Source organism: Streptomyces sp. HNM0575 (assembly GCF_012726265.1).
GTDB lineage: Bacteria > Actinomycetota > Actinomycetes > Streptomycetales > Streptomycetaceae > Streptomyces.
Genome location: NZ_JAASAG010000009.1, coordinates 119,679 through 132,225 on the forward strand (window position 1 = coordinate 119,679; position 12,547 = coordinate 132,225).

The 12,547-nt window shown below is 70.9% G+C and carries 6 protein-coding genes and 1 pseudogene; 4 read left to right on the forward strand and 3 right to left on the reverse strand.

Features of this window, described 5'->3' with window-relative positions:
- Nucleotides 1-210: 210 nt before the first annotated feature.
- A complete protein-coding gene (locus tag HCC61_RS21475; RefSeq protein WP_169137746.1) occupies nucleotides 211-924 on the reverse strand; it encodes an HAD family phosphatase in 714 nt (237 codons plus the stop codon).
- Nucleotides 925-1,055: 131 nt separating this feature from the next.
- Entirely contained in the window at nucleotides 1,056-4,583 is a 3,528-nt protein-coding gene (gene metH, locus HCC61_RS21480; RefSeq protein ID WP_169137748.1) for a methionine synthase, read from the reverse strand.
- A 439-nt stretch (nucleotides 4,584-5,022) separates the two neighbouring features.
- On the opposite strand from metH, the pseudogene HCC61_RS21485 reads away from it, so the two are divergent.
- The 4 genes and pseudogenes from HCC61_RS21485 to HCC61_RS21500 all read left to right on the forward strand — a co-directional run.
- Nucleotides 5,023-5,700, forward strand: a pseudogene (locus HCC61_RS21485) (IclR family transcriptional regulator); the annotation flags it as partial.
- 434 nt (nucleotides 5,701-6,134) lie between these two features.
- Nucleotides 6,135-6,887, forward strand: coding sequence for an MIP/aquaporin family protein (locus tag HCC61_RS21490; protein ID WP_169137752.1), 753 nt, complete (start codon nucleotides 6,135-6,137; stop codon nucleotides 6,885-6,887).
- Between the two features lie 130 nt (nucleotides 6,888-7,017).
- Nucleotides 7,018-8,568, forward strand: a complete 1,551-nt coding sequence (gene glpK, locus HCC61_RS21495; RefSeq protein ID WP_169137754.1) for a glycerol kinase GlpK — start codon at nucleotides 7,018-7,020, stop codon at nucleotides 8,566-8,568.
- 5 nt (nucleotides 8,569-8,573) lie between these two features.
- Entirely contained in the window at nucleotides 8,574-10,190 is a 1,617-nt protein-coding gene (locus HCC61_RS21500; protein ID WP_169137756.1) for a glycerol-3-phosphate dehydrogenase/oxidase, read from the forward strand.
- Between the two features lie 329 nt (nucleotides 10,191-10,519).
- On the opposite strand, the gene HCC61_RS21505 is transcribed toward HCC61_RS21500, so the two are convergent.
- Nucleotides 10,520-12,289: a glycoside hydrolase family 13 protein gene (locus HCC61_RS21505; RefSeq protein ID WP_346777314.1), complete on the reverse strand. Its 1,770-nt coding sequence runs from the start codon at nucleotides 12,287-12,289 to the stop codon at nucleotides 10,520-10,522.
- Nucleotides 12,290-12,547: the final 258 nt, after the last annotated feature.

Here is a 12,547-nt window from a genome sequence, read left to right on the forward strand (position 1 = left end):
ACGGCTTTCCGCGGGCCCGCGTACACGAGCGCGTCAGTTCGGCGGACGGAGACGACGTTCACGGCGCACCGGCGAACCGCCTCGCACCCGTGAGGACCGGGCGACCGGCGCCGACGCGAAGTGCCTGCTGAATGTCACAGCGTGCGTCGCGCCACGTCAAGAGGCTTGACGGAGCGGGTCGTTGGGCGGGTCAGGGATTGTCACGAAGCGTCAAGAGACGCCCTGCCGGGCCATGAGCACGACGGACCGCAGAAAGGCGAGGTTCACTTCTTCGAGGGATTCCACGACGGTGCGCCCCACGGCGGGCTCGATCGGCGCGACGGACGGCACGGCCACCACACGGCAGCCCGCGGCCTCGGCCGACGCCACCCCCGTGACGGTGTCCTCGACGACGGCGCAGCGAGCGGGATCGGCGCCCAGCCGGCGGGCGGCCGTCAGATACGGGTCGGGGTGCGGCTTGGTACGGGTCAGCTCGTCACCGGCGACCGTGATCTCGAAGTGCTCGCTGCCGAGCGACACCAGCATCTCGTCCACGACGGTGCGGTGCGAGGCGGAGACCAGCGCGGTGGGCATCCCGTGCAGCGACAGCTCGGCGAGCAGCCGCTGCGCGCCGGGCACCAGCGGCACACCGCGGCGCAGCCGCTCGACGAACTTGCCGTTGAGCAGCACGGTCAGTTCCTCGATCGTGATGTCGGCCCGTGTCGCCTCGATGAGGAAGCCGGCGCTGCGGGTCATGGGGCCGCCGACGACGACCTCGCGCCATTCGTCCTTCAGCACGTGTCCGAGCTCCGCGAATGCCTCGCTCTCGGCGTCCCACCAGAAGCCTTCCGTGTCGACCAGGGTGCCGTCCATGTCCAGGAGCACTGCCTGGAGCGACGAGCCTTCGGCCGTAAGAGTTCCGATCGCGGGGCTGGAGCTGGTCATCCGCGTACACCTCCATGAGGGACGACAAGGCCGGCCGCCCACCCCGCGGGGGCGTCCCGCAGGAGCGCCCCGCAGAGCGGACGACCGGCCTGTACCGGATCGACCATTCTACGACGGTACGGTCGGAGCCGTTACCGGGCGTTGAAGTACTTGGCCTCCGGATGGTGGATGACGATCGCGTCCGTGGACTGCTCGGGATGCAGCTGGAACTCCTCCGACAGCTCCACGCCGATCCGCTCGGGCTGGAGCAGATCCGCGATCTTCGCCCGGTCCTCCAGGTTGGGGCAGGCCCCGTAACCCAGGGAGAAGCGGGCGCCGCGGTACTTCAGCGCGAACATGTCGGCCATCGCGGCCGGGTCCTCATTGGAGATGTCCAGCTCGGAGCGGACGCGGGCGTGCCAGTACTCCGCGAGTGCCTCCGCGAGCTGGACGGACAGGCCGTGCAGCTCCAGGTAGTCGCGGTAGGCGTCCTTCGCGAAGAGCTCGGCCGTGACCTCGCCGATCTTGGAGCCGACGGTGACCACCTGGAGCCCGACGACGTCCTGCTCGCCGGAGTCCTCCGGGCGGAAGAAGTCCGCGAGGCACAGCCGGCGGCCGCGGCGCTGGCGCGGGAAGGTGAAGCGGGTGCGCTCGCTGCCGTCCTCGTTGAGGAGGATCAGGTCGTCGCCCTTGGAGACGCACGGGTAGTAGCCGTAGACGACGGCCGCCTCCAGCATGTTGTCCGTGTGCAGCCGGTCCAGCAGACCGCGCAGGCGGGGACGCCCGTCGGTCTCCACCAGCTCCTCGTAGCCGGGGCCCTCGCCCGTACGGGCCTCCTTCAGGCCCCACTGGCCCTTGAAGAGCGCGCCCTCGTCGATCCAGGACGCGTAGTCCTTGAGCCCGATGCCCTTGACGACGCGGCTGCCCCAGAACGGCGGCGTCGGCACGGGGTTGTCGGTGGCGACGTCGGACCGTACGGAACCGTCGTTGACCTCTGCCTCCGGCACCTCACCGGCGGCGGACGAGGGGCGCTTGGGCACCCGGCGCTGCTTAAGCGGAGGCAGCTCGGCGCCGGGGACGCCCCGCTTGACGCCGATGAGGGCGTCCATCAGCCGCAGGCCTTCGAAGGCGTCGCGGGCGTAGCGGACCTCGCCCTCGTAGACCTCGTGCAGATCCTGCTCGACGTAGGCACGGGTGAGCGCCGCTCCGCCGAGGATGACCGGGAAGTCCGCGGCCATCTTGCGCTGGTTCAGCTCCTCCAGGTTCTCCTTCATGATCACCGTGGACTTCACCAGCAGACCGGACATGCCGATGACGTCGGCCTTGTTCTCCTCGGCGGCGTCCAGGATCGCGGCGACGGGCTGCTTGATGCCCAGATTCACCACGTTGTAGCCGTTGTTGGAGAGGATGATGTCGACGAGGTTCTTGCCGATGTCGTGCACGTCGCCGCGGACCGTGGCCAGCACGATGGTGCCCTTGCCGTCGTCGTCCTCCGACTTCTCCATGTGCGGCTCCAGATAGGCCACCGCGGTCTTCATCACCTCTGCCGACTGGAGCACGAACGGCAGCTGCATCTTGCCCGCGCCGAAGAGCTCGCCTACGACCTTCATGCCCGCCAGCAGCGTGTCGTTGACGATGTCGAGCGCAGGGCGCTCCTCCATCGCCTCGTCCAAGTCCGCTTCGAGCCCGTTGCGTTCGCCGTCGATGATGCGCTGCTGGAGGCGCTCGTCGAGCGGCAGCGCAGCCAGCTCCTCGGCCTTGCCGGCCTTCATCGCCTTGGTGTCGACGCCTTCGAAGAGCTCCAGGAGCTTCTGCAAGGGGTCGTAGCCCTCGCTGCGCCGGTCGTAGATCAGGTCGAGCGCGGTGGTGACCTGCTCCTCCTCCAGGCGCGCGATCGGCAGGATCTTGCTGGCGTGCACGATGGCCGAGTCCAGCCCGGCCTTGACGCACTCGTCGAGGAAGACGGAGTTCAAGACGATGCGCGCGGCCGGGTTGAGGCCGAAGGAGATGTTGGACAGGCCGAGCGTGGTCTGCACGTCCGGATGGCGCTTCTTCAACTCCCGGATGGCCTCGATGGTGTTGATGCCGTCCTTGCGGGACTCCTCCTGGCCGGTGCAGATCGTGAACGTCAGGCAGTCGATGAGGATGCTGGACTCGTCGATGCCGTAGTTGGAGGTCAGGTCCTCGATGATGCGCTCGGCGATGGCGACCTTGTTCTCGGCCGTACGGGCCTGGCCCTCCTCGTCGATGGTCAGCGCCATCAGGGCGGCGCCGTGCTCGCTCGCCAGGTTGGCGACCCGGGCGAAGCGGGACTCGGGGCCGGCGCCGTCCTCGTAGTTCACGGAGTTGATGACGGCACGGCCGCCGAGCTTCTCCAACCCGGCCTGGATCACCGGGACTTCGGTCGAGTCCAGCACGAGGGGCAGGGTGGAGGAGGTGGCGAAGCGGCCGGCCAGCTCGTTCATGTCGGCGACGCCGTCGCGGCCCACGTAGTCCACGCACAGGTCGAGCATGTGCGCGCCCTCGCGGATCTGGTCGCGGGCCATCTCGACGCAGTCGTCCCAGCGGCCGTCCAGCATGGCCTCGCGGAACTTCTTCGACCCGTTGGCGTTCGTACGCTCGCCGATCGCCAGGTACGAGGTGTCCTGGCGGAAGGGCACCATCTGGTAGAGGGAGGCGGCGCCCGGCTCGGGTGCGGGCGTGCGCTCGGCCTGCTCCTTGCCTCGTACGCGCTCGACGAGCTGGCGCAGGTGCTCCGGAGTCGTACCGCAGCAGCCGCCGACGAGGGAGAGGCCGTAGTCGCGGACGAAGCCCTCGTGGGCGTCGCACAGCTCCTCGGGCGTGAGCGGGTAGTGGGCTCCGTCCTTGCCCAGTACGGGCAGGCCCGCGTTGGGCATGCAGGAGACGGGGATGCGCGAGTGCTGCGCGAGATAGCGCAGGTGCTCGCTCATCTCGGCAGGGCCGGTGGCGCAGTTGAGGCCGATCATGTCGATGCCCAGCGGCTCAAGGGCCGTGAGGGCGGCACCGATCTCGGAGCCCAGCAGCATGGTGCCGGTGGTCTCGACGGTCACGGAGCAGATCAGCGGCAGGTCGTGCGCTCCGGCCACGTCCATGGCGCGGCGAGCGCCGATGACGGCGGCCTTGGTCTGGAGCAGGTCCTGGGTGGTCTCCACGAGCAGCGCGTCGGCGCCGCCCGCGATCATGCCTTCGGCGTTCTTCTGGTAGGCGTCGCGCAGCGTCGCGTACTCGGTGTGGCCCAGCGTCGGCAGCTTGGTGCCCGGGCCCATCGAGCCGAGCACCCAGCGGGCGCGGCCGTCGGCCTCGAACTCGTCGGCGACGTCGCGTGCGATCCGCGCGCCCTTCTCCGAGAGTTCGAAGATGCGGTCGGTGATCTCGTACTCGCCCAGGGCGGCGTGGTTGGCGCCGAAGGTGTTGGTCTCGACACAGTCCACGCCGGCCTCGAAGTACTCGGTGTGGACCGACCGCACGATGTCGGGACGTGTCACGTTGAGGATCTCGTTGCAGCCTTCGAGCTGCTGGAAGTCGTCGAGGGACGGGTCCTGCGCCTGAATCATGGTGCCCATCGCGCCGTCTGCGACGATCACGCGTTCCGTGAGCGCCTTGCGCAGGGCTGCTGCCCGCGGGAAGGCGGAATCGGGCGTACTGCTCGGCGAGGCCATGAAGGGTTCTCCCTAAGGTGCGACGGCTGTCGGCTATGCGCGGTCCCGTCACTCCGCTGAGGACGGCGCACCTGATCAGGGTATCGGGCGAGCACAAGAGCGCAGCCGGGCGTTCCGCCCTGCGGACGGTACGGGTGCCGTCGAAAGCCAACGAGCCTGATGGAGAGGCACGTATCCGCACACAGGGCCGCGTGGTGGGCGGAAAGGGGCGGGACGAGTGCGGGCGGGCGGCGCTGGTGGCGTCCGCTCCGCGGGCCCGGTTCACGGGGGCGGTTCGCGGGGGCGGTTCGCGGGGGCGCCCGCCCCGGCGTGGCCGAAAAGCGATGCGCTCGCTCTTGCGTGGGACCGGGCTACCGTCCGCCGACATCTAGCGATACCGTTCGGCATTGTCGAACCCGATTCAGGACAGCCCGTAGCAAGCAGGTCAGGGAGGTGCCCCGTGGCCCGGACCATCCAGTCGCTGGAGCGCGCGGCAGCCCTGCTGCGGCTCCTGGCGGGCGGCGAACGCAGACTCGGCCTGTCCGACATCGCGTCGTCGATGGACCTCCCCAAGGGCACCGCGCACGGTCTGCTGCGCACGCTCCAGCAGGAAGGGTTCGTGGAGCAGGACGGCGGCACGGGCAAGTACCAACTGGGCGCCGAGCTGCTCCGGTTGGGCACGAGCTATCTGGACGTCCACGAGCTGCGTTCGAGGGCGCTGGTCTGGGCGGACGACCTGGCGCGCTCCAGCGGCGAGAGCGTCTACCTGGGCGTGCTGCACCAGCAGGGCGTGCTGATCGTCCACCACGTCTTCCGGCCGGACAACAGCCGGCAGGTGCTGGAGGTCGGCGCGATGCAGCCGCTGCACAGCACCGCGCTGGGCAAGGTGCTGTCCGCCTTCGACCCGGTGGCGCACAGCGAGGCCGTGGACGGCGAGCGCCGGCGCTTCACGGAGCGCACGGTCACCGCGCTCGGCGACTTCGAGGACGTACTGGAGCTGACACGGGCGCGCGGCTGGGCCGCCGACGTGGAGGAGACCTGGGAGGGGCTGGCCTCCATCGCGGCGCCCATCCGCGACCGCCGCCGCATGCCGGTGGGAGCGGTCGGGGTCACGGGCGCGGTGGAGCGGGTCTGCGAGGACGTCGCCGCGGGCACGGGCGTCGTGGGCACGGCAGCCGTCGGTACGGCCTCTCCCGCGGCGGGTGCGGCCGGTGCCGGCGGGGCGGTCGGCCCCGCGGTCGAGGTGGAGCTGCGCCCCACGCTGGTCGCGGCCGTACGGGACTGCGCACGCGCGGTCTCGCGCGATCTGGGCGCCCGGAGATTCTGAGAACTTCCGTTCTCCGCAAGGTCGCGGGGCGGTCGGCAGCGGTGCGGTGAGGCTCGTCGCGGCCCCGCCGCCGAGTGCTGCCCGGAGATGATCTCGCCTGCGTACAGGGACTGCCGGAGTCCTGGGTCACACCCCTTGACGAGACCACCACCAGGGGCAAAACTGCCCCATCGGCGGTCGGCATTGTCGAACACCGGACGGAACCGGCCCGCCCTCCCCATCTGGACAAGACAAAGGAGTCGCGGGTGTCCAGCTCCGACATCTTCTTCAGCGAGACCACAGGTACCGCTCTACTGACCCTGCTCGGCGGCGGCGTCTGCGCCGCCGTGACCTTCAAGCGCTCCAAGGCGTTCAACGCCGGATGGGTCGCCATCGCCTTCGGCTGGGGCTTCGCGGTCCTCAGCGGCGGCTACGTCGCCCAGATATCCGGCGCCCACCTCAACCCGGCGGTCACGCTGGCCCTCGCCATCCAGGGCACCACCCCGTGGGCCGACGTCCCGGTCTACGTCGTGTCCGAACTGCTCGGCGCGATGATCGGCGCCGTGCTGGTGTGGCTCGCCTACTACGGCCAGTTCCACGCGGCGCTCGAAGAGCCCGAGATGGCCGAGCGCCGCGGTGAGAACCCGGGGCCCGTGCACGGCGTCTTCTTCACCTCGCCCGAGATCCGCAACACCGTCCAGAACCTCGTCACCGAGATCATCGCGACCTTCGTGCTCGTCATCGCGATCCTCAACCTGGGCCTGACCAAGGGCGTCGGCGTCTCCGGCACGGGGGTGCTGATAGTGGCGCTCGTCGTCGTCGGCATCGGCCTGTCGCTCGGTGGCCCGACGGGGTACGCCATCAACCCGGTCCGCGACCTCGGCCCCCGCATCGTGCACGCCCTGCTGCCACTGCCCAACAAGGGCGGCTCCGGCTGGGCCTACTCGTGGATTCCCGTCGTGGGCCCGCTGATCGGCTCCGCGATAGCCGCCGGTCTCCACCAGGTCGCGTTCGCCTGAGCGCCACTGCGCCGCCGGAGCCGGGATCCCCGCCCCGGCGGCGTACGAGCACAGGCCCACAAGCCCGGACGGACGGCCCGGGCCTCGCGGCCGAGAGCCCCTTCCCGACGAACCACTTGGAGCAGGACACATGAGCGAGACAGAGAACCAGTCCGCGGGCGCTTCCACGCACGGCCAGGGCCCCTTCATCGCCGCGATCGACCAGGGCACGACCTCCAGCCGCTGCATCGTCTTCGACAAGGACGGCCGGATCGTCGCCGTCGACCAGAAGGAGCACGAGCAGATCTTCCCGAAGCCGGGCTGGGTGGAGCACGACGCCGCCGAGATCTGGACCAACGTGCAGCAGGTGGTCATAGGCGCCCTCGACAAGGCGGGCATAACCAAGGCCGACGTGAAGGCCCTCGGCATCACCAACCAGCGCGAGACGACGCTGCTCTGGGACAAGGCCACCGGCGAGCCCGTGCACAACGCGCTGGTCTGGCAGGACACCCGCACCGACACCCTCTGCCGCGAACTCGGCCGCAACGTCGGCCAGGACCGCTTCCGCCGCGAGACCGGTCTGCCGCTGGCCTCCTACTTCGCGGGCCCGAAGATCCGCTGGCTGCTCGACAACGTCGACGGCCTGCGCGAGCGCGCCGAGCGCGGCGAACTGCTCTTCGGGACGATGGACTCCTGGGTCATCTGGAACCTCACCGGCGGCCCCGACGGCGGCCGTCACGTCACCGACGTGACCAACGCCTCCCGCACCATGCTGATGAACCTGCACAGCATGAGCTGGGACGAGAAGATCTGTCAGTCCATGGGCGTTCCCATGTCGCTGCTGCCGGAGATCCGCTCCTCCGCCGAGGTGTACGGAGAGGCCACGGGCGCCCTCGCCGGCGTGCCCGTCGCCTCCGCGCTGGGCGACCAGCAGGCCGCGCTCTTCGGACAGACCTGCTACGCCGAGGGCGAGGCGAAGTCCACCTACGGCACAGGCACGTTCCTGCTGCTCAACACCGGCCACGAGGCGGTCAACTCCTACAACGGACTGCTCACGACGGTCGGTTACCAGATCGGCGACGAACGCCCCGTCTACGCGCTGGAGGGTGCGATCGCCGTCACCGGTTCGCTGGTGCAGTGGATGCGCGACCAGATGGGCCTGATCAGCACGGCCGCGGAGATCGAGACCCTCGCCAGCTCCGTCGACGACAACGGCGGCGCCTACTTCGTGCCGGCCTTCTCCGGCCTCTTCGCCCCGTACTGGCGCGACGACGCCCGCGGTGTGATCGCCGGCCTCACCCGGTACGTGACGAAGGCCCACCTCGCCCGTGCCGTGCTGGAGGCGACCGCCTGGCAGACGCGAGAGATCGTCGACGCGATGAACAAGGACTCCGGCGTGGAGCTGACCGCGCTGAAGGTCGACGGCGGCATGACGTCCAACAACCTGCTGATGCAGACGATGTCGGACTTCCTCGACGCACCGGTCGTCCGGCCGATGGTCGCGGAGACCACCTGCCTCGGCGCGGCATACGCGGCAGGGCTCGCCGTCGGATTCTGGTCCGACACCGACGAGCTGCGCGCCAACTGGAAGCGGGCGGCGGAGTGGACGCCCCACATGGACGCGGCCGATCGCGACCGCGAGTACAAGAACTGGCTCAAGGCCGTACAGCGGACCATGGGCTGGATCGAAGAGGAGAACTGAACGACATGAACACCCTGCAGAGCGTCCCCACCCTCGGGACGCACCCGGCTGCCGGCGGCAACCCGAGCCGCGCCGAGACCAGGGAGCTGCTCGCGGGAGCGACGTACGACCTGCTCGTGATCGGCGGCGGCATCCTCGGGACCTCGGTGGCATGGCACGCCGCGCAGTCGGGACTGCGGGTGGCGATGGTGGACGCCGGCGACTTCGCCGGCGCCACCTCATCCGCCTCCTCCAAGCTGGTGCACGGCGGTCTGCGCTACCTCCAGACCGGCGCGGTGAAGCTGGTGGCGGAGAACCACCACGAGCGGCGGGTGCTGGCCAAGGACGTGGCCCCGCACCTGGTCAACCCGCTCAAGTTCTATCTGCCCGTCTACAAGGGCGGACCGCACGGCGCCGCGAAGCTGGGCGCCGGCGTCTTCGCCTACAGCGCGCTCTCGGCGTTCGGCGACGGCGTCGGGCGCGTGGTCTCGCCCTCGCGCGCGGCGGCGGACAACCCCGGCCTGCGTACGGAGAACCTCAAGGCCGTCGCGGTCTACGGCGACCACCAGATGAACGACTCGCGCATGGCCGTGATGACCGTGCGCGCGGCCGTCGACTCCGGCGCGGTCGTCCTCAACCACGCCGAGGTGACGGGCCTGCGCCGTACCGTCGGCCGCGTGACGGGGGCGGAACTGCGCGACCGCACCGACGGCAGCGAGTTCGGCGTCGACGCTCGTCTCGTACTCAACGCGACCGGTCCCTGGGTGGACCACCTGCGCAGGATGGAGGACAAGGGGGCCGCGCCCAGCGTCCGGCTGTCCAAGGGCGCCCACCTCGTGCTGCGGCGCAAGGCGCCCTGGCGGGCGGCGATGGCGACGCCGATCGACAAGTACCGCATCACCTTCGCGCTCCCGTGGGAGGACCAGCTGCTGCTGGGCACCACCGACGAGGCGTACGAGGGCGACCCCGCCGACGTGCGCGCCACCGAGGCCGACATCCGGCAGATCCTCGACGAGGCCGCCTTCTCCGTACGGGACGAGCACCTCGACCGGGACCTGATCAGCTACGCCTTCGCGGGGCTGCGGGTGCTGCCGGGCGGTCCCGGCGGTGTGACGGCGGCCAGGCGGGAGACGGTGGTCAGCGAGGGCATCGGCGGAATGCTCTCGGTCGCGGGCGGCAAGTGGACGACGTACCGGCACATCGGCCGCGCCGTGATGGACAAGCTGGCCAAGCTGCCGGGCGGTTCGATCGCGCAGGACATGGAGCCCGTACGGGAGTTGGTGCGCCGCACCCCGCTGCCCGGCATCTCCAATCCGAACGCGGTGGCGCACCGGCTGCTCGTCGACCGCGAGCGCGAACCGGGCCCGCGCATGGACCCGATGACGGCGCGCCATCTCGCCACGCACTACGGCTCGCTCTCCTTCGACATCGCGCGGCTGGTCAACGAGGACCCGTCGCTGGGCGAACGGATCCACCCGGACGGGCCGGAGATCTGGGCGCAGGTCGTACACGCCCGCGATCACGAGTGGGCGGAGACCGCGGACGACGTGCTGCGGCGGCGCACCACGCTCACGATCCGCGGTCTGGACACCGACGATGTGCGGGAGCGGGTCGGGAGGCTGCTGGCGGAACGCAGGAGCTGACCTGCCGGGAGCGCGCCGGGGTCCGGCCGCTTCCAGGGAGGCCAGAAGGGGCCCCGAGGCGGGGCAGAACGGGGGTCCCGGGGGGGAGATGCGCCCCGTGCGGCCGTGACGGGACCGCACGGGGCACGCAGGCGGGCGGGCCGGCGCCGGAGCGCGGGCCCGCCCGTTGTGCGGTGTCTTGCGTCGTGGGGTGCGGTGCGTCGAGGTGTGCCGTGCGTTGCGTTGCGGTCCGAGAGTGCCGGACCCGTCCGCTTCACGCATCGCGGCGGGTTCAACTCCGCTTCTCCGAAGGTCCGGGACGGACGGGTCCAGGCAGAGGGGCCCAGGACTTAGGAACCCGGTGCCGAAGGGTCGAGCCAGACCGCGGTGTCGGGCGGCAGCGTGCCCTCACCGGGCCGCATCCCCGCCGCATCGCTCGCCAGCAGCGGCACCGCACCGGAAGGCAGCGGCACGGGACGGTCCGAGAGATTGACGCGGCATTCGAGCAACGAGCCCCTGCGGAAGGCCAGTTCGCCCTCCGCGGAGTCCAGCCACTCCAGTACGCCCCCGTCGATTCCGCCCGCGCCGTCCGCCGCGCCGCCGGAACCCCCAGAGCCCCGGAAGCCGCGGCGCAGCCTCAGCGCCGTCCGGTACAGCTCCAGGAAGGAACCCTCCACTCCGCTCTGCGCCTCCGCGGAGTGCGCACCCCAACCCTCGGGCTGCGGCAGCCAGCTCCCTCCGGGGCCGAAGCCGTACGAAGGGCCGTCCTGCCGCCACGGCATCGGTACGCGGCAGCCGTCGCGACCCTTCTGCGTACGCCCGGTGCGCTCCCACATCGGGTCGCGCAGGGCGTCGGAGGGCAGGTCCGCGACCTCCGGGAGGCCCAACTCCTCGCCCTGGTACAGATACGCGGTGCCCGGCAGCGCCAGCGTGAGCAGTGCGGCGGCACGCGCCCTGCGCCGCCCGCGCTCGTGGTCGGCCGCGGGCTCGCGACCGTCGGAGGCCAGCCACTCGGCGAAGTCGGTGCCCTCCGGGAGCCCGTACCGGGTGGCGTGCCGTACGACGTCGTGGTTGGAGAGCACCCAGGTCGGCAGGGTGCCCACGGAGCGCGCCCCGTCGAGCGAGGTGCCGATGACGCGGCGGAACGACGCGGCGTCCCAAGGGCAGCGCAGATGGGCGAAGTTGAAGGCCTGGTGCAGCTCGTCGGGCCGGGTGTACAGCGGCAGCCGGGCGGCGCTCACTCCCGCTTCGGCGACGGCGACGCGGGCGGGCTCGTACGAGTCGAGGATCTTCCGCCAGGAACGGTATGTCTCGTGCACCTCGTCGCGGTCCCAGAAGGGGTGGTCGTCGCCCTCGGGCGGCGAGTCGAGGGGTGCGGCGTCGGCGCCGCGGGTGTCGCGCAGCGGCGGCAGCAGGTCCTTGCGCAGGCCGTGGGCGACGTCGACGCGGAAGCCGTCGACGCCGAGGTCGAGCCAGAAGCGCAGGGTGCGTTCGAACTCGGCGGCGACCTCGGGGTTCTCCCAGTTCAGATCGGGCTGCTCGGCGGCGAATATGTGCATGTACCACTGCCCGTCCGGGGTGCGGGTCCAGGCGGAGCCGCCGAACTTCGACTGCCAGTCCGAGGGCGGTTCGCTCCCGCCCGTGCCACCCCTGCCGCCCCCTGAACCCGACCGCCCGGGAGACGCCTCACGGCCGTCGAGGAAGTGGAAGCGGTCGCGGGCCGCCGAACCGGGAGGCGACGCCAGCGCCTCCACGAACCAAGGGTGCCGGTCCGAGCAGTGGTTGGGGACGATGTCGACGATGACCTTCAGGCCGAGTCCGTGGGCGCGTGCGAGCAGGTCCCGGAAGTCGTCGAGGGTGCCGTGACGAGGGTCGACGTCCCGGTAGTCGGAGACGTCGTAGCCGCCGTCGGCCCAGGGCGAGGGGTAGAAGGGCGTCAGCCAGATCGCGTCGGCGCCGAGATCCGCCAGGTGCCCGAGGCGGTCGGCGACGCCACGAAGGTCGCCCGTTCCGTCGCCGTCGGAGTCGGCGAAGCTGGGCACGTAGACCTGGTAGACGACGGCCTCGCGCCACCAGTCGTCGTCGGCTTCCGCGGGCTGATGGGACGTGCTGGATGTCACGGTGTCCTCTCTGAAGTGGCGCGTGCGGCGGGCCTGTTCCGCGGACTCCACGGACTCCGCGGACTCCGCGGACTCCGCGGACTCCGCGGACTCCCGCGGGCCCGGTGATCTCCGCGCACGCCGGATTCGTACGCGGCCTGATGCGGGCCGGCGCCGACGGGCACTGTACGGCGACCGAGGGGCACTGTACGGCGGGGCCGCGACGCCACGGGAGCCGCTGCCCGGTTGTCGCAACAGAGCCTCGTCACCCGGGACCGC

Coding starts and splice junctions, on each gene's coding strand:
- glpK (WP_169137754.1), top strand. CDS start 7,018: ATGAGCGAGACAGAGAACCAGTCCGCGGGCGCTTCCACGCACGGCCAG.
- metH (WP_169137748.1), bottom strand. CDS start 4,583: ATGGCCTCGCCGAGCAGTACGCCCGATTCCGCCTTCCCGCGGGCAGCA.
- HCC61_RS21475 (WP_169137746.1), bottom strand. CDS start 924: ATGACCAGCTCCAGCCCCGCGATCGGAACTCTTACGGCCGAAGGCTCG.
- HCC61_RS21500 (WP_169137756.1), top strand. CDS start 8,574: ATGAACACCCTGCAGAGCGTCCCCACCCTCGGGACGCACCCGGCTGCC.